This window comes from Microbispora sp. NPDC049633 (assembly GCF_040675265.1).
Classification (GTDB): domain Bacteria; phylum Actinomycetota; class Actinomycetes; order Streptosporangiales; family Streptosporangiaceae; genus Microbispora; species Microbispora maris.
The window spans coordinates 30,869-49,383 of the sequence record NZ_JBFAOO010000040.1 but is presented as its reverse complement, the minus strand read 5'-3'; the positions used below and the strand labels follow the sequence as shown (position 1 = coordinate 49,383).

11 protein-coding genes are annotated in these 18,515 nt (G+C 73.9%); 3 read left to right on the top strand and 8 right to left on the bottom strand.

Translation table 11 applies throughout. From position 1 onward, the window contains the following. Positions 1-112: 112 nt before the first annotated feature. Positions 113-1,042 (bottom strand): DUF3068 domain-containing protein, encoded by a 930-nt coding sequence (locus AB0J39_RS13470; RefSeq protein ID WP_363463994.1) that lies wholly within the window; start codon positions 1,040-1,042, stop codon positions 113-115. A 185-nt stretch (positions 1,043-1,227) separates the two neighbouring features. Here AB0J39_RS13470 and AB0J39_RS13465 point away from each other — a divergent pair, with 185 nt between their 5' ends. Together AB0J39_RS13465 and AB0J39_RS13460 are read left to right on the top strand one after the other, a co-directional pair. After that, positions 1,228-2,508, top strand: a complete 1,281-nt coding sequence (locus AB0J39_RS13465) for an acyltransferase (protein WP_363463992.1) — start codon at positions 1,228-1,230, stop codon at positions 2,506-2,508. A gap of 1,931 nt (positions 2,509-4,439) precedes the next feature. Next, a complete protein-coding gene (locus tag AB0J39_RS13460; RefSeq protein WP_363463990.1) occupies positions 4,440-5,210 on the top strand; it encodes a class I SAM-dependent methyltransferase in 771 nt (256 codons plus the stop codon). Here AB0J39_RS13460 and AB0J39_RS13455 read toward each other — a convergent pair. From AB0J39_RS13455 to AB0J39_RS13425, 7 genes are all read right to left on the bottom strand, one after another. After that, a complete protein-coding gene (locus AB0J39_RS13455) occupies positions 5,151-6,134 on the bottom strand; it encodes a DUF3068 domain-containing protein (protein ID WP_363463988.1) in 984 nt (327 codons plus the stop codon). The two genes, AB0J39_RS13460 and AB0J39_RS13455, sit on opposite strands and share 60 nt — an antisense overlap. Continuing rightward, positions 6,131-10,276, bottom strand: coding sequence for an alpha-(1->3)-arabinofuranosyltransferase (locus AB0J39_RS13450; protein ID WP_363463986.1), 4,146 nt, complete (start codon positions 10,274-10,276; stop codon positions 6,131-6,133). Before AB0J39_RS13450 ends, AB0J39_RS13455 begins: the two co-directional genes overlap by 4 nt. Positions 10,277-10,284: 8 nt before the next feature. Continuing rightward, positions 10,285-11,553, bottom strand: a complete 1,269-nt coding sequence (locus AB0J39_RS13445; protein WP_363463984.1) for a glycosyltransferase family 4 protein — start codon at positions 11,551-11,553, stop codon at positions 10,285-10,287. A gap of 184 nt (positions 11,554-11,737) precedes the next feature. Then, positions 11,738-11,869 carry a hypothetical protein gene (locus tag AB0J39_RS13440; protein WP_256862666.1) on the bottom strand — a complete coding sequence of 44 codons (132 nt, stop codon included), beginning with the start codon at positions 11,867-11,869 and terminating at the stop codon, positions 11,738-11,740. Positions 11,870-12,006: 137 nt separating this feature from the next. Next, on the bottom strand, positions 12,007-13,719 hold the full coding sequence (locus AB0J39_RS13435) for a hypothetical protein (protein ID WP_363463982.1): 1,713 nt from the start codon (positions 13,717-13,719) through the stop codon (positions 12,007-12,009). Between the two features lie 85 nt (positions 13,720-13,804). Beyond that, the gene (locus AB0J39_RS13430) at positions 13,805-14,830 is read right to left on the bottom strand and encodes an MBL fold metallo-hydrolase (RefSeq protein WP_363463981.1); all 1,026 of its coding nucleotides are present in this window, start codon (positions 14,828-14,830) and stop codon (positions 13,805-13,807) included. A 22-nt stretch (positions 14,831-14,852) separates the two neighbouring features. After that, the gene (locus tag AB0J39_RS13425) at positions 14,853-15,449 is read right to left on the bottom strand and encodes a hypothetical protein (RefSeq protein ID WP_363463979.1); all 597 of its coding nucleotides are present in this window, start codon (positions 15,447-15,449) and stop codon (positions 14,853-14,855) included. Between the two features lie 179 nt (positions 15,450-15,628). Here AB0J39_RS13425 and AB0J39_RS13420 point away from each other — a divergent pair, with 179 nt between their 5' ends. Continuing rightward, positions 15,629-18,427, top strand: coding sequence for an AAA family ATPase (locus AB0J39_RS13420; protein WP_363463977.1), 2,799 nt, complete (start codon positions 15,629-15,631; stop codon positions 18,425-18,427). Positions 18,428-18,515 lie beyond the last annotated feature (88 nt).

Below are 18,515 nucleotides of genomic sequence, written 5' to 3'. Positions count from 1 at the left end.
ACGCGCGCCGGGAGGGCGTGCCCGCCGGAGGCGTCGCCACCGGCGGACCCGTAGGCGGGCCGATCGGCCTGCTCAGCGCGCTCTCCCGCTTCACGGACAGGTCCGTTTCGGGTCACTTCACGCGGCCGGGCCGCAGCAGCAGCCACGCCCCGACGACGGCGAGCGCGAGCCCGAGGATGAGGGCCACCAGCGGGAGCGTCGTCCTGATCAGCGTGATCTGGGCCATGTTGTCGCGGGCCGTCTGCACCAGGTCGCTGACGGTCTCCGGGGTGAACGACGCGGTGGCGATGAAGGCGGGCAGCCGCTCGACGCCGTCGGACGTCTTCAGCACCTCGTGACGCTGCTGCTCCTGCTTGACCGACACGCCGGTGTTCGGCTCGACCCAGAACGTGATGGTGCCGTCGTAGACGCGCTCGACCTGGATGTCTCCGGTGCCCTTCATCCCGAGCACGGAGGCGGGCGCGCTGAGCGTGTCGGTGACGGTCGGGGGGATCTGCTGCGTGAACTTGTAGACCGGCAGCCCGTTGATCGTGTCCTCACCGGCGAACGTCGCGTCGTACGCCTTGCGCGCGTCGGCGTTGAACACCTGGTAGGTCTTCTTCTCGACGCCGAAGGGGAACAGGAAGACCTGGCCCCGCAACTGCACGGGCTGCGCGCCCTCCCCGGTGTCGACGCTGGTGCCGCAGCAGGTGACGCCCTGGCCGTTGAACTTGTTGAACGCGCTGCGGAACTGCGTCATCGAGATCCGCGGGTTGTTGTTGGTGACGTCGCTGGCGGCGGTGAACTGGTCCCACACCACGTGGTCGTCCTTGGACTCCTTGACGTCGCCCCGGACGGTGACGGTGATGTCGAGGTCGCCGGTGAGGACCTTGAGGTCCCGCATGCTGAAGTAGCGCGCGTTGGGAGCGGTCAGCTTCGCGACGCTGTACTGGTCGGCCGGCGCCTGCACGAGCTTGTCCGCCACCTGGAACCGCAGCAGCGGCGCGAAGACGACGAGGAACGCCCCGACTGCCAAGAGAACAACTCCCACTCCGCGGCGCATCGCTCCTCCTGGGACAGACCGGTTGATGCCTATTTATCCTGAAACAGGTTCCTATTTCGCTGTATGTTAGACGGGGCAGTGACCGACGTCACGAGGGATATGGAAAAGTGACCGAAACAGGTTCTAGCTCGTCGGTGACTCGTGACATGTTACCCGCCGGTTCGCAACCCGTTCGTGACACTGCCGTGCCCGTCGGTCACGTCGACGCCCTCGACGGCGTGCGGGCGCTCGCGGCCGTCGCCGTCCTCGTCTTCCACGTCGCGATCGAGTCGGCGGCGGCGCTGCACGACAACTTCTTCAGCAGCCTGCTCGCCCGGGGAGACGTCGCGGTCCCCATCTTCTTCGCGCTGTCCGGGCTGCTCCTCTACCGGCCGTACGCGCGCGCCGCGCTGCTCGGGGAGCGTCCCCCGGACACCCGCGTCTACCTGGTCAAGCGTGCCCTGCGCATCCTCCCGGCGTACTGGCTGGTCGTGGTCGTGGCGATGGTGCTGTGGTCCAAGCCGCACCTCGGCGACGTCAAGACGTGGCTGCAGCTGCTGCTGCTCGGCCACACCTACGAGATCCACCCCTGGTGGTTCGGGCTCGGGCCACGCGGGCTCGCCCAGATGTGGAGCCTGTGCGTCGAGGCCGCCTTCTACGTGCTGCTGCCGCTGGTCGCCGCCGTGCTCGCGGCGTACGCGCGGCGCGGCGGTGCTGGCCCCGACGCCCGCGCCCGGCGGCTGCTGGCCGCCGTGGCCGTGCTCGCCGCCTCGTCGTTCGCGTGGGCGCTGCTCACCTACTACCCGGTCTACCGGCCCTACCTGAACACCTGGCTGCCCCGGGCCTGGGTGTTCTTCGCGGTGGGCATGGCGCTGGCCGTCGTGTCCGAGTGGGCGCGGGAGGAACGCGACCCCGACGGCCCGGCGCATCGCTTCGTCCGGGCGGTGGGCGCGTCGGCGGGCTCGTTCCTGCTCGTCGCCGCCCTCGCGTACGCCGTGGCGGCCTCGCCGCTGACCGGCACGCGCTTCAGCGGCGTGGACGGCGTCTGGGCCGACCTGTCGGAGCTGGCCCTGTACACCACCGTGGCGGCCGGGCTGGTGACCCCGGCCGCGCTGCTGCCGGCCGGCGGCTCGCCGTACGGCCGCTTCCTGAGCAGCCGCGTGATGCGCTTCCTCGGCCGGGTGTCGTACGGCGTGTTCCTGTGGCAGTTCGTGGCCCTCTATCTCTGGTACGACTTCACCGAGCAGCAGGCGTGGAGCGGGAACTTCGCCGGCAACCTGGTCGTGGTCGGCGCGCTCACGCTGCTGCTCGCCACGCTCACCCATCGGTACGTCGAGGAGCCGGCGAGGCGCCTCGCCCGCCTGGCGACCTCGTCCCGGACGCGGACGGCGAGGGGGACGGGGACGCCGACGGAGACTTCGACGGGGACTTCGACGGGGACCTCGGTGGAGACGCCGACGGAGAAGGCGGCGTCGCCGCTGCCGTAGGGGCGGGCGCGCCGGGCACGGGGTCGCCAGGCACGGGGTCGCCAGGCACGGGGTCGCCGTAGGCGAAGCCCTTCAGGCAGACCCCCGACGGGTCGTCCAGCCGGATCAGCAGCCCCTTGCCGACGGCCGTGACCGGGAACCGCACCAGCGCGCCGCCGGAACCGGTGGCGTGGAAGCGCAGTTGTCCCCGCTGCCCGCTCATCTCGTAGCTGCCGGTGCCCGGCCGCTCGGCGGTGTAGGCCAGCCCGGCGATCGGCCCGGGCCCGCCGAAGGACACGACGTCGGGGAAGAAGATCGCGTCGCCGAGGAGCGGGAAGCACGTGCGGTCCCCCGGCGGCACCACCCCGACCGACGCCTTGACCTCGACCGGCGCGAGCCCGCCCTTGTCGTCGAAGACGAGCGCCTGCTCCGACGGCTCGGGCACCCGCATCCGGGCGCGCAGCGCGGGCCGGGCGAGCGGGGCCAGCAGGTGGTGGCTGAGCCTGCGGTTCCCGTTCCAGGGCAGCACGATGTCCTCGGGCAGCGGGCTGGAGTAGATGACGGCCGTGTCCGGCACTTGGGCGAGCGAGGCCCGCACCGCGGCCAGGTAGGCCCGCACGCGGTCGCCCGACAGCGTGTCGCGGTAGTTCTGGATCGAGACGATCGACATCGCGAGGTAGGCGCCCGCGAGTAGCCCCGCCGCCGTCGGCAGCCCGCTTCCGGCCGGGAGCGGCCGCCGGTACGGCTCGGTCTCCTCCCGCATGGGCAGCAGCGCGAGTCCCAGGCAGACCGCGAGCACGATCGCCGCGTCGGCGACGTACCGCGTCTCGGAGCCGACGACCTGGGCGAGCCCGGTGCCCCGCGCGATCGCCGTGGGCACGCCGTCCGCGGCGACCAGGTAGCCCGCCAGGATCAGCCAGGCCCGGACGGCCCGGCGCCGCCACAAGACGGTGCCGGCCACCAGCGCGGCGAGCACGGCCCATCCGGCGGCCACCAGCAGCGGGCTCGGGTCGGCCAGCCCGCCGTTGGGCAGCACCGGGCCCCACGACAGCGGCCCGCCGACCACCCCGGCGGGGAAGATCTCGCCGAGCAGGCGGCCCAGCAGGTCCGCCGCGTCGCCCGGCGCCGGGACGGCGGCGCCCTCGCCCGGCGCGGTGCCGCGGCGGGCCAGGTAGAGCGCCGCGTACGCGCCCATCAGCAGCGCGTACGACCCCCACAGCCGCCAGTGGGCGCGCGCCTCGCGCAGCATGAGCGCCGGCCACGGGCCCGCCCACGGCCGCAGGTGCGACGTGGTGAGCGCGAACAGCAGGAACGGGACGAAGACCCCCTTCGTGCTGAACGCCATGCCGGCGAGGACCCAGAAGAAGGCCCGGCGGGCGTGCCGCGCCCCGCCCTCCCCGACGTACCTCACCTGGGCGGCGAGGGCCATGACCATGGCGAGCTGGAGCGGCACCGCGTTGACGGCGGCGGACCACCAGCCGAAGGCCGGGATGGTCAGCGGCGAGAACAGGGCGAGGGTGAGCGGCAGCAGGATGCCGGGCCGCGTGCCGAACAGCCGCACGAGCAGCCGCAGCAGCATGACCGCGGTGGCGGCCTGGACCGCGAACGTGACCGCCGAGACCAGCAGCCAGTCGTACGGCGACAGCCGCGACAGCACCCAGGTGAGCCCGAGCGCCCCCGGCATCAGGTGACCCTTGTGGACGCGGAACAGGAAGTCGAACGTCAGGGAGTGCTCGTAGGCGTCACCCACGAACAGGAAGTCGTCCTCGACGAAGGACGACGACGTGAGCACGGGGACGCGGACCGCCAGCGACGCCGCGACCAGCAGGACCGCCGTGATGATGACAGGATTCGCCAGGCCCGCTCGCCATGCCGGCGCCATGCCGGGCCGTCCGGTACGCATGATCTGACTCATCGGGATTCTCCCAGCGCCGTGGGACAAAAGGGGTGTTATGCTCCGGCGCACCCGACAGGAGAGGGACGTCGTGCACGCCGAGCCGTTCCGCGCCGACCTGGCCCGTTCGATTCGCCTGTTCAGCGCCTTCCGCAAGGAGCAGACCGACCCCGACTTCTTCTACGGCCTGCTCGCCCGCGACACCGTCGCCCAGCTCGCGGCGTACGCCGACCTGGACGGCGCGCTCGTCGCGGACGTCGGCGGCGGGCCCGGTTACTTCACCGACGCGCTGCGCGCCGTGGGCGCGCGGCCGGTGTGCGTGGACTGCGACGCCGGGGAGATGAGCGCGCGCACCGGCGCGATCCCCGACGGCGCGGTGCTCGGCAGCGCCCTCGATCTGCCGCTGAAGACCGGCGCCGTGGACGTGTGCTTCTCCTCCAACGTGCTGGAGCACGTGCCCGACCCGTGGCGGATGGGCGACGAGATGGTGCGGGTGACGCGGCCGGGCGGCATCGTCTACCTGTCGTTCACCAACTGGCTGTCGCCCTGGGGCGGCCACGAGACCTCGCCGTGGCACTACCTGGGCGGGCACCACGCCGCACGCCGCTACACGCGCCGCCACGGCCGCTCCCCCAAGAACGTGTACGGCACGAGCCTGTACGCCGTCTCGGTGGCCCGGGCGCTCGCGTGGGCCAGGCGGCACCCCGGCGCCGACCTCGTCGGCGCCCTGCCGCGCTACCACCCTCGCTGGGCGACCCCGGTGGTCCATCTACCCGGCGTTCGCGAGATCGTGACGTGGAACCTGCTGCTGGTGCTGCGCCGCCGCTGACCTCCTCGTCCGGGTGCCGATCCGGTAGACCGCGGCGAGCACGACCGCGAGCAGGCCGCACGCCAGCGGGATCCACTCGCGCGTCAGCAGGATCCACCGGCGGAACCGGGCCGCCTCGTCGGCGAACGCCCGCACCTCGGCGGCGCTCGTCGTCAGGTCGGCGTCGAAGGCTACCTGCCGCTCGACCTGGTCGGGCGTGCGCAGGGTGTCGCGCCGCCGCTCCTGGGTGCGCACCGTCAGCCCGCTCTCCGGCTCGACCCAGATCGTGCGGGTGATCTCGGTGTATCTCGCCACGGCGACCCGCGGCTCGCCGGGCATGCCGACCGACGTGCCGGGCACCGGGCCGGGCAGGTCGGCGGTCTTCACCGGCCCGGCCGCGTAGGTGTAGCGGTAGGTCCGCAGGCCCTCGACGGTCTCCTCGCGCTCGAACCGCATCGGCGCCTCCCGCCGCAGCACCGGGTCGAACATCGGGTACGAGCGCGGCTCCGCCCCCGCGGGCAGGCGGAAGGCGAGCCCGCTCTGCCGTACGCCGGGATCCTCGTCGACGTACCCGCCGCAGCAGTCGACGGCGAGGCCGGTCCGCCGGTCGAAGGCCGTGCGGCGCTCGTGGTAGTCGACCCGCTCGCCGTCCCGGGTGTCGAGCGAGGAGAACTCCACCCACACGGCCGTGCGGTCGTCCCCGGCCCGCGGATCGCCGTAGACGGCCACCGTGTTCTGCACGGGCACGCCCCGGTGGAGGCGGAACGTGGCGGTGTCGAGATAGGTGGCCGAGGGCGAGACGAGCCGCTGGATCCTCGTCAGCTCCAGCGGCAGCACCGTGGTCCGCGGGGAGACGTAGAAGTGGAACAGCACCCCCACGGTGACCAGGAAGGCGATGCCCGCCAGGAGCAGCGTGCGCGGCGACCGCGGGAACGCGCCCTTCATCGGCTCACCTCTCCCTGGTCACGTACGGCGGCCAGCAGCCGGGCGAGCACGACGAGGCAGAGCGCGTCCGCGGCGAGGCCCTGCCCGGCGGCCTGGGCGACGCCGGCGAGGCCGAGCGCGACGAGCATCACCCACGCGGAGGCGGCGCGGCGGGCGAGGGCCCGCAGGCGGCTCGGACCCGCGTGCTGGGCGGCGGCGATCCCGCGCAGCCACAGGAACGCCGCCAGCGCGGCGGCGACGACGGCCACGCCCGCCACGCCCCCGGCCCACAGCCCGGCGAGCGGCGCCGCGATCCACACCCACAGCGCGCGGACGCGGCCGGGCCCGGCGGCGCGCAGCCGCGACCGGCCGCGCACCAGTGCCAGGGCCACCACCACGAGGGCCAGGCCCAGCCCGGCGAGCAGCGCCGTGCGGTAGGCCGGATCGGGCTCGTAGCGCAGCACCACCTCGCCGCCGCCGGCCGGCAGCTCCCACGCCTGCCGCCAGCCGTCGAGCCGTGCCGGCGTCAGCCGCGCGCCGTCGAGGTACGCCTGCCAGCCGGCGTTGAAGTTCTCGTTGACCACCAGGTAGGACGGGGCCGCGGCGGCGACCCGGAGGCGACGCTCCTGCGGCCCCCACGAGGTCACCGTGGCGGGGGCGGCCGTCACCGCCTTCCGCTCCTGCACGGTGCCGTCGTCCAGCACCACCGAGCGCACCCGGAAGGCGTCGCCCGGGGCGACGCTGACCCTGCTGCGGCCCTCGGTCAGGCGCACGGGCGCGCAGCCCGAGTAGGTCAGCGGGCGGCCGTTGAGCACGTCGCCGAGCGTGCCCCCCACCACCCGGGTCGGCACGTCGTCGCCGTCCACCCGCAGGGTCGGGCCGTACCCGCAGGGCAGCCGCAAGGGGATCGCGCCGAGGCCGCCGAGGGGTTTCACCCCGGGGATGGCGATCTCGGCGACCTCGATCGCGCGGGAGGCGGGCGCGGTGAACTCGATGGTGAACTTCCGCGTCCTCAGCGTGGGGAACGTGAACACGCCGTCGCGGTCCACCCACCCCTGCACCGCTCGCTCTCCGGCACGCAGCGTGAGCTTCACCGGCGGGACGCCCTGCGCCGAGTCGGGGAACAGCACCCGGATCCGCGAGAAGCTCCGGGTCGTCCCCAGGTCGATCGACAGCGTCGGATGCCGGTCGAACGGCTGGGCGAACCACAGCGTCGAGGGGTCGCCGTCCATCGCCTGGCGGCCCAGCACCGCGCCGTGCTCGGCCGCCGTCGAGGACGCGCTCACGTGCGGGTACTGCTTCGGCAGCGTGGTGAGCAGGTCGGCCGCCTTCGGATCGGACAGCACGGCCTGCCCGCGCAGCGTGCGCACGCCGTCGCGCGCCACCGGGACGAGCCGGTCGAACCCGTTGCCGTCCTCACCCAGGATCTGCAATCGGGAGGAGCACGTCCAGGTGACCGAGCCCCGCATGCACGCGTCGGCGTCCCCCTGCTTGGTCAGCAGCGTCGTGCCCGGGTCGCCCGCGCCGGTGCCCGTGTTGGATGTGTCCGGCACCGAGATCGTCCGCACCGCCCGCACGCCCGGGACGCGCAGGTCGGCGATGCCGACCCGGCTGCCGAGCGCCGTCTTCGGCTCGTACGCGAGCCTGGTCACCCGGATCCGCAGCCACTGGCTCTTCCCCGGCACCGGCGGCAGCGGCTGGAGCGCGTCGGTCCGCGCCACCGCCACGCGCCGCACGCCGCGCTCGGTCTCCAGCGCGACCTCGGCCACCGGCGGCCCGACCGCCTCCTGCTCGAACGCCGCCGAGATCTCGGTCAGGTCGACCTGGCCGGTGAAGCGGACCTCCAGCCACTCCCCGACCGCGCCGTGCCAGCCGTCCGACCGCCACCCCGTGCGCGGGTCGTCGTCGAGCGCGGCGTACGGCTGCCGCCCGGGATCGCGCTGGCCCACGGCGGCCGTGACACCGGAGTCCGCCGACGAGGCGGTGACGTCCTTCACGTCGAGATAGCGGGCGGTCGAGGTCGCCGCCGACCAGGCCGGATCGGTGAGATCGGTGGTCACGGGCGCCTGGTCGTCGGGCAGCGTGGCCGACGCGATGCGCCGTACGTCGCCGAACACGATGTCCCGTTTCCGCAGCGTGTCGGTGAGGATCGTGTCGCGGGGCGGGATCGCCGCGGCGCCCGGCTCGTCGCCGACGAGCACCGGCCGGTCGTCGGTGAGCAGGCCCTCCTCGGCCAGGTCGAGCACGGCCTCGGGGGCGCCCTGCACGCGCAAAGTGCCCGCACGGGGCACGGTCGAGGCGAGCGGGGCCGTCCCCGGGATCGTGTAGACCTCCAGCGCCGGGTACGGCTGGTCGAGCCAGCCCGAGGCGGTGCCGCTCGCGGTCAGGCCGACCAGCGGCCCGAACTCGGCGGTCCTGGACAGCCCGGAGTCCTGCAGGGTCTGGTGCACCCGGGCGGGCCAGGCGGTGCCGAGCGTCTCCCTGATCAGGTCGTTGCGGATGAGCAGGTGGCTCACCCCGGCGCGGCGCAGGGCCTCGGTCAGGCCGGGCGAGCCGCGCCCGGTGGCGAAGCGCTCGTCCACCGCCTGCACGAGCCGGGCCAGGCCGGGCGAGCCCCACGGCACGTTGGCGTGGGTGGCCCAGCGCACGGTCAGCAGCGACTGCATGGGCTCGTCGAGCGGCCGGCCCCACAGATACTCCCCGCGGGCCGAGCCGGGCATGGCGAGCACCATGCCGTCGCCCGCGTGGCGGTTCAGCCAGGCCGCCGCCTCCCGCCAGTAGGTGGGGAGGTCCGCGAAGGAGCCCCGGGCGGTCACCCCGGCCGTCCCGACCGGCACGAGCGTGAGCGCGAGCAGCCCGGCCGTCGCGGCGGTGACCGGCCCGCGCAGGCGCGCAGACCCTGTCGTCGGCAGGGCAGCGGGAAGCGCGGCCAGACCGAGCGCCAGCGGCAGCCGGATCAGCGCGTCGAACTTGTGCAGGTTGCGGAAGGGCGCGAGCGGCCCGTCGAACAGGTCCCTGACCTGGCCGGTCCAGGGGTGGGCGAGGTCGCCCGCGTGGCCCGCGGTGACGATCAGCAGGCCGGCGACCACGCTCAGGACCAGGAACGTCCGCTCCGGGGTCGCCCTGCGGACGACGCCGGTCAGCCCGAGCCCGGCCACCAGCGCCGTCGCGGCGACCAGCCACGGCACGGTGGCCTGGTCGTAGGCCGCCGGCAGCCACGGCTGCCCCTCCACCGGCAGGAACGAGATCCAGCTCGACGTGCCGCGCAGCGTGTTCACCAGCGAGGTGACGCTGGTGGTCGCCGACGCCGTCTCGATGAACGGCAGGAACGAGAAGATGTAGCGCCCGAGCAGCAGCAGCGGGACGAGCCACCACATCGACACGAGGCCGGCGAACAGCAGCCACCAGCCGAGCAGGGCCCATTTGCGCCCGCCGTGGCGGCGGCTGAGCAGGTAGACGAGCGGGACGACGAGCACGGCCAGTTCCGCCGCCGCGTTGACGCCGCCCGCGAACAGGAACGCGACGGCAGAAAGCGCGGCGGCCCGGCGCGGGCTCACGCCCTCCCGGGTGCCGCGGACCAGCGGCAGCAGCACCCACGGCAGCACGGCGCTCGGCTGGAACTCCGAGGAGTTGATCCCGATCAGGGCCAGCGCGTGCGGGGCCAGGGCGTAGGCGAGCGCGCCGAGGATCCTGGTGCCGGGCGAGCCGATCCCCATCGCCCGGGCCAGCCGCTCGGTCCCGAGGAACGCCGCGCACAGCACGAGCGACATCCAGAGCCGCTGGATGTCCCAGGCGGGCATGTCCATGGCCCGGAAGAGCACGTAGAACGGCCCCATCGGGAAGAGATAGCCGTACGCCTGGTTCTGCAGGTGGCCGAAGTAGGCCGGATCCCACAGGTGCAGCGCGCGCGACAGGAACCCCAGGGGGTTCACCGCCATGTCGAGCTTGGTCTCGGAGATCACCGCGCCCGGCGCGGTGTTGAAGGCGACGGCCGCCAGCAGCAGGCAGCCCGCGAGCAGCCGGAGCCGGTGCCGCAGCGTCCCGCCGGGCGGCGCGGGACGGGCGGCGGGGGCGGGCTCGGGCGCTACGGCACTCTCGCCGGGCGCACGGGTCGCCTCTTCCGGCGCGGGCTCCCGCGGCTGGACCGGGACGTCGACGGACACGGGCGCGCTCAGGCCTCCTGCTCATGACGGCTGTCCGGCGGCCGTACGGGGAGCCGGCCGAGTTCGGCCGCGACCAGCCCGGTCATGGCGGCCCCGGTCTTCCCCCAGGTGAACTCGCCCGCCCAGCGCCGGCACGCCCGGGCCATCCGGGCCCTCGTCAGGGGGTCGTCCAGCTCCCGCAGGGCGTGACCGACCACGTCGGCGAGCCGCTCGCCGTCGCGGACCAGCCAGCCCGTCACACCGTGCCGTACGGAGTCGCGCAGGCCGGCCACGTCGTAGGCGACGGTGGGCACGCCGAGGGCCGCCGCCTCGATCACGGTCAGCCCCCAGCCCTCGAACTCCGAGGCCGTGACGTTGAGCCTGGCGCGGCTCAGCACCGCGTTCTTCTCCGCCTCGGGCAGGAATCCGTGCAGGTGGACGCGTCCGGCGACGTCGGACCTGCCCGCCCGCTCGGCCAGCCGCTCGTGCTCGGGCCCCCTGCCGACGACGTGCACGTGCAGGCCGGGACGGCCGGGCGCCAGCTCGGCGGCGAGCTCGACCACCCGCTCGACGCGCTTGTGCCCGACCAGGCGTCCGAGATAGACGACGGCCGGGTCGCCCGGCACCGGCTCACTCGCGACGGGCCTGGCGGTCGGGCTGCCGTTGGGCACCACCTCGATCGGGGCCAGCCAGCGCAGGCGCTCGCGCATCTCGTGGCGGGAGGACTCGGAGACCGTCACCGTCGTGCACCGGCGGTACAGCAGCCGCGCCACCGGCCCCTCGATGAAGCAGCCGATCCGCGCCAGCCAGCGCGGGAAGAAGGCGTAGAACTGCCGGTCGTGCACGTGGTGGACCACGCAGATCACCCGCGTACGGCGGCGCGCCACGACCGGCGAGAAGAACGGGATGCCGTTCATGCAGTCGACGACGACGTCGAACCGGCGGCGGTGCAGCAGCAGCCAGAGCGGGACGAGGAGATAGACCAGATACTTGCCGCCCATCCTGCGCAGCCGGATCCCGTCACGCGACTCGGCGCGGGTCTGGTACCGCTCCCGGCTGGTGAGGAAACTGACGCTCGCGCCCTGGCCGACGAGGTAGGCGGAGACCCGCCACGCGTACTCCTCCGCGCCGCCGGCGACCGTCTGGCCCGGTTCGCGGAAGTTCAGCACGGCCACGCGTACGCCGTCGAGCAGGGGAACGGCGGCCGGAGTGGCGCCGGCGGCCGCCAGGTGCGGCCTGTCGGGCGGCTCGGGAAGGGGGCGACCCGAGGACTTCGCCTTCGCACCCTGTGCGACCACGATCACTCCTTCGGGTGACACGTCTCGGCGGGAGTTCGGGGAGCACCGCGTCACCCGATCGGGGCGGGTACGGCGGTGCGGGCGAATCGGGGCACGAACGCATGAGGGCATGGCGAAACCACGCCCCCTGACGGGCTCGGTCTTCGCGGAGGTCCTTATGGAACGGGTGTCAGGTCTGCCGCGTTCACCTGTCGCCGTAGTTGTAGAGCGGCTTGTTCGGCGGCTCCGCGGTGGGCGCTGCCACGTTGACGACCGCCACGGAGGCGACGCCGGCGAGCACGGCCCCGACCGCGAGAGCAGCCAGCACCTTCAACACGGGAAGCTTCCTCCTTGTCGGAGCGGGCGATAGAGGCCGAGAGTAGAACGTGATACAGGTCTTACACCATAGCCTTGGTCAAACCGTGATAAAAAGACTTACTGTCCAGTATGCCATCGATCCCTGATCGTGGCTGGTCACAGCCGCACCAGCAGTAGCTCCCGGCCTCTGTAGACGGGGGTCGCCCCCGGCAGCCAGGACAAGAACGTGTTCTCATCAAGCCCGGCCGCGAGCACGTAGCGCACTCCCTCCCGCCGCAGCACGTCCGCCGCGGACGAGGCCGGAGGGCCGGCGCGCGGCGTGCCCCCGGCCGTGGTGAGCGCCGTGGTGAGCGCCGTGGTGAGCGCGGACGCCACCGCCTCGATCCGGCGGATCCGCGGGCTCTCGGCCGAGACCCGGATCCGCCCGCCGCCCGGCACGCCGACGACGAGCGTCTCGTCCCACAGCACGGGCCGGGAGAACATCTTGGTCGCGGGGTCGAGGACCACCCGTCCCGAGTTCCAGGAGAAGGCCCGGTAGGCGCTCCAGGGCAGCGACAGCAGTGCGCCGGGAGCGGGGTCGCCGTTGACGACCGCCTGGACGCGGCGCCATTCGCCGGGATACCCGGCCGTCCCGAGCCTGCCGAACGCGCCCAGCGCGAAGGTCGGCAGCACGAGCACCGGCACCGCCACGGCGGCCGCCGCCACCGGAGCGGGCAGGCTCCGGCGCAGGGCCGCCGCCACGACCGCGACGCCTGCCGCCTGCGCGAGCGCGAACGGCGCGACGTACACCTGGCCGTCGCGGAGCGGGCCGAAGCCCGCCCACCATCCGATGAGGGCCCGCAGCACGCCCGACGCGAAGGCCCCGGCGCAGGCGATCAGGACACCCGCGCACGCCGCCACCGCCAATCCGCGCCACCACGCGGGCCTGCGGGTGGCGCCGCCGAGCCGTACGAACCCGGCGACGGCGACGAGGGTGAGCACGAGGCGGGCGGCGGCGAGCCCCGGGCCGTCCTGGCCGGGCACGACGGCGTGGGAGTTCCAGATGCCGCCTAGGGTGAGCAGGCTGCCGAGCGTCCCGAACGGCCCGTCCGCCCGGGGCGCGAACGCGGCCGCCCCGGCGGGATCGGTCACGGCGTCCGACCCGAGGGCGGGGACGAGCCACGGCAGGCTGAGCACCACGACCACGGCCGACGCCCACGACACCGACCGGAGCACCGCGCGCGCCCGCCCACGCCGGGCGGCGGGCGCTCTCCCGGTCCCCGGCGTCGCGATGGCCGGCTGCTCCGCAGGACCCGCTGTGGGCTCGTGTCGCAGCGCGGCGACCGGGAGCACGGCCAGGGCGCTGACCAGCATGGCCTGGAACCCGCCCACGGCGGCGGGCAGCAGGGCCGCCGCGAGCCGCCCGGTCCCGCCTCGGGCCGCCGCCCGTACGGCCCAGGGCAGTCCGGCGTAGCCCAGCAGCAGCGCCCAGTGGCCGATGAGCAGCCGCTGCGCGAGATAGGCGTTCCAGGCGTAGAACGCCGCGGCGGCCAGCCGGGGCACGATCGCCGTCCGCACCCGGGCCTCGCGGGTGCCGCCCGAGGCGGACCCGGACGGCAGGACCTCGCCGGCCAGGGCCGCCGCGCCGGAGGCGGCCAGCGTGAACAATCCGAGCAGGATCGCCTTCTGCACGATCTCGGCCGGGATCACGGCGGACAGCAGCGCCACGACCTGGTCGCTCGGCACGGCCCGGGGGAAGCCGTCGCCGAGGCGCAGCGGCGGGTCCGGCACGAAGACCATGTCGTAGCGCAGCGTGAACCCCGGCCCCAGCGCGGGCCCGAGCGCGAGCACGCCGAGCGCCAGGCCGAGCAGGGCCGGCCCGAACCGCACGAGCAGGGCACGCGGCCGGAGGGCGGGACCAATCCGCCCCAAGCCAAGCCGGACAAACCGGGTAGGCGGCCGCATGCCGTACAGGCTAGTGCGCCGGTCCCCCGGCATCGGCTCCTCGGCCGTTCTCGTAAAGACGGTACGTGGCCAGGACGTTCAGCCGGTGCAGGTCGCGACAGAGTGTGAGCATGCCCTGCCGGGCGAGATCCGGTGGCACCGGATAACGCGCGAGGGCGGCCGACAGCCGGGGATCGAGGCGCTCCGCCCACGGATCGGTGCACGCCGCGAACGTCTCCTCCAGATCGCGGCCCGCCCGCACGCTCGCCTCCACCTCGGCATGAAGTCGTTCGAGGTAGCCGATGAGAGCGTCCAGGGCCGCGGGCCCGTCCCCCATCGGGCCGTGACCCGGGATGATGGTCTCCAGGTCCGGCAGGGCCTCGCGCATCCTGCGCAGCGAGCCCACATACGGTTCGGGGCCGCCCTGGAGCAGCATGTGGGCCGTGCCGGCGTGGCAGAGGAAGTTGCCGGTCCAGGCGGTGCGGGCGTCGGGGACGTACACGATCGTGTCTCCCGGGCCGTTGCCGGGGCCGAAGTGATGCAGCTGGACGACGCGTCCTCCCAGGTCGACCTCGGCGGAGAAGTCGAACGTGAGGTCCGGCGTGCGCCACACGGTGACCTCGTCGAGCAGCGCGGCGTCGCCGTACATGTTGGCCGAGCGGGTCTGTTTCTCGTACGCCAGGTCGGTCATGTTCGCCTTGTTCGCCCCGGACGAGATGATCACGACCTCCTGGGGGAACGCGGCGTTGCCGAAGGTGTGATCGCCGTGGTAGGTCGTGTTGACCAGGTAGCGGAGCGGCCGGTCGGTGAGACCGGTGACGGCCGCCTGGATCCGGGCCGAGACAGCGGAGGTGATCCCGGCGTCGACCACCAGTGCGGCGTCGCGCCCCGCGATCACGCCGTTGTTGTCCTTGGGCGGCAGGCTGGCCATGAGCGCCCACACGCCGGGCGCGAGTTCGTGCGGCACCAGTTCGAGGCCTACCGGCGACAGGTTCGGGCCGCCGTAGCCCTCGGGCCGCTCGGCGATCTCCCGTTCCGGGATGCGAGACAGGGACATGACGATTCCCTTCGGTTCAGTGTCAGACGGAGGCGGCGACCGGGCGGGCGTCCGGGGCGACGGCCGCCCGGGGGAGACCGGCCGTCCAGAGGCGGTGGACGAGGATCGGGCCGATGACCCAGTAACCGAGGGAGGTGACGATGCCGGGGAAGGCGAGGTCACCCGAGACCAGGTCGTAGACGGGATGGCCGATCGCGTTGCCCATCGCCCCCATGACGGCGAAGAACCAGGCGATGAGCAGCGGCACCCGCCAGCCCCGGTAGATCGCGAGCGCGCCCAGCGCGAAGGCCGCGTAGGAGACCATGTTGATCCAGACGAACAGAGGCAGTGACATGGCCTGCGCGCCGAAGACCTCGACGGGCCAGCGCCGGTTGAACCCGTTCATGAACTCCTCCCCGAAGTGGAGGAACTGCCAGGCCAGGCCGACGAGGTAGACCGGCAGCACCCGCGAGGGGTCGGGGGGCCGGCGATCGGTGGTCGCGAGATGGCAGCCGTAGGCGATCACCATCGCCGGGATGAAGGTCAGCCAGAGCGCCAGGCCGGGTGACAGGTAGGCGAACAGCGCGATCAGGGCGGCGGCCATGACGCCGGCGGCGACGGTGGGACGGTGGCGGGTCATCGAGTGCTCCCCACGAGGTGGAGCGCGCGGGCGGGATCCGGACGCCGGTCCCGTCCCGCTGTGGAGAAGGTCGGAAGGTCCATGCCGACGACGCTAGGGCGGCGCCGCCCACCCGGAATCTGTCACGTGACCGGTCATCCCGAAGCGGACATACGTCACGTCCTCCATAAGATCGGTCCGTGCTGTACGGGCGGAGGGCCGAGACCGAGCGGATAGATCACTTGCTGGCCGAGGCCGGGAACGGCCGGAGCGGCGCTCTGGTGATTCGCGGTCCGGCGGGGATCGGCAAGACGGCGCTCCTCGACCACGCGGCGCGGAAGGCGTCCGCCACCGGGATGCGCACCTTGCGCGGGGTGGGCATCGAGAGCGAGACCGAGCTGGCGTTCGCCGCGCTCCACCTGGTGCTGCGCTCCGGACTCGACCGCCTCGACCGGCTGCCGGCCCCGCAGGCGGACGCCCTCAGAGGAGCCCTCGGCCTGGCCGCCACGACCACGCCCGACCGCTTCCTGGTCGGTCTCGGCGCGCTGACCCTGCTGTCCGAGCTCGCCGGCGACGGACCCCTGCTGTGCCTGGTCGACGACGCCCAGTGGCTGGACCGCTCCTCGGCCGACGCGCTGCTGTTCGCCGCCCGGCGGCTGGAGGCGGAGGGGGTGGCGCTGATCCTGTCCCTGCGGGACGGCGCCCACGGTCTCCGGCCGGCCGGCCTGCCCGAGATGAGGCTCGGCGGCCTTGAACCGGCGGACGCGGCCACGCTGCTGGGTGCGACCGCCGGCACGCTGGCGCCGCACGTCAGGGACCGCGTCCTCGCCGAGAGCGAGGGGAACCCGCTCGCGCTCATCGAGCTTCCGGCGGCGCTCACGCCCGAACAACGGGCCGGCCACGTCAATCCGCTGGCCTATCAACTCGGGCCGCTCCCGCTCCCCGGGCGGATGCGGGAGGCCTTCCAGACGCAGATCCAGTCCCTGCCCGAACCCACCCGGACCCTGCTGCTCGTGGCGGCCGCGGAGAGCACCGGCGACCTCGCCGTCGTCCTCGCGGCCGCACAACGGCTGGGCGTCGGCCCTGACGCCGCCGAACCGGCCGAGCGTGCCGGGCTCATCCGCGTCGACGGGGAGCTCGCCTTCCGTCACCCGTTGATCAGGGCGGCCGCCTACCAGGGAGCGCCGTTCACCAGGCGCGTGGCCGCCCACCGGGCGCTGGCCGCCGCACTCGACGAGGCCGCCGACGGCAGCCGGCGCGCCGACGCACGGGCCTGGCATCTGGCCGCCGCCTGCACCGGACCCGACGAGGCCGTCGCCGCCGTGCTGGAACACGCGGCCGAGCGGGCCAGGCGCAGAAGCGGCCACGCCGCCACGACCGCGGCCTACGAGCGCGCCGCGCAGCTCACCCCCGACCCGCGCGAGCGCGTACGCCGGCTGATCGGCGCCGCCGAGGCGGCGATGGACGCCGGCCAGCTCCCGCGGTCGCGTACGCTGGCCGACCGGGCGGCCCTGCTCACCGACGATCCGCGTGAGCAGGCCAAGCTCGCGGGGGTCCGCGCGGCCGTCGAGTTCGAGCAGGGCTCACCGCGCGTCGCGCACGGCATCCTCATGACCGCCGCCGCCCCCATCGCGGCCGCCGACCCGGGCATGGCGGCGTCCATGCTGGCGGAAGCCGTACGCGACGCCTGGTTCGCCGGCGCGCCCGAACTGGCCGGGCAGGCCGTCGAGCGGCTCCACGCCCTGGATCTGCCGGCCGGGCATCCCCTCCATCCGGTCGTCTCCGCGTTGACCGGACTGGCCGCCCTGCTGGCGGGCGACTCCGCCCGCGGGCTGGTGCCCATCCACGCGGCACTCGCCGACGCCGGGCGATCCCAGCCCGCCGATCCCGGAGAACGGCTCATCATCGCGTCGATGGCCTTCATGGTGGGCGACGACGAGACGTCCCTTGACCTGGCCGCCGGCCTCGCCGACGACTGCCGGGCCCAGGGGATGATCGGCTGGCTGCCGCACGCGCTGCAGAACCTCGCCAGCAGCCAGCTCTACCTGGGCCGGTTCCGGGACGCGAAGGCGTCGGCCACCGAGGCCGTGCGCATCGCCGAGGACACCGGGCAGCATCACCGGGTCGACCACCTGCAGGGCGTGCTCGCGTGGCTCGCCGCGGTCTCCGGCGACGACCGGACCTGCGAACTGCTCACGAGCCGCGTTCGCGCCCACGCCACGGACCACGGCAATGTGTCGAGTCTGGCCTGGGCCGTCTGGGCGCAGGGCCTGCTCGCCCTCGGACAGGGCAGGACGCGGGCCGCGCTGGACCATCTGGAGACAGGTCTCGCCGGCACCGTACGCCACCAGCTCTCGACCACCTTGTTTGTGCCCGATCTGGTGGAGGCGGCGGTCCGGTGCGAGCAGCCCGAACGGGCCAGGGCGCCGCTCGCCAGGTTCGACGAGTGGGCCACCGCAACCGGGCAGCCCTGGGCGCGTGCCGTCGCCCTGCGCTGCAGAGCGCTGACCGCCGCGCGGGACGAGGACACGGAGAGGGACTACGTCCGGGCCGTCCGCCTGCACCTGAACGGAGGGCGGCCGTTCGAGGAGGCCCGCACCAGGCTCCTGTTCGGAGAATGGCTACGCAGGAACCGGCGCAAGTCCGACGCCAGAATCCACCTCAGACAGGCGCTGGACATGTTCGAACGCGCCGGCGCCGCCCCCTGGGCCACGCGTGCCCGCGCCGAACTGCGCGCCACGGGAGAGGTTTTCGGCGACGTCCGCACGGTGGGCGCGGCCGGCCTGCTGACCCCGCAGGAGCTGCAGATCGTCCGCCTGGCCGCGCGGGGCGCCACCAACCGCGACATCGGCGCTCAGCTCTTCCTGAGCCCGCGCACCGTGGGCTATCACCTGCACAAGGCCTTCCCCAAGCTCGGCGTCGCCTCCAGAACCGAACTGGGCCGGCTCGACCTCGGCGATCCCGCCCTCGCGACGAGCCCGCGCCACCGCGACGGCTGACCCCGGCGTCACGGACCCCACCCGGTGCGTCGCCGGCACGGCGGACGCATGGGGTCACCGCACGAGCGACCGGGCGGGCCTGCCATCG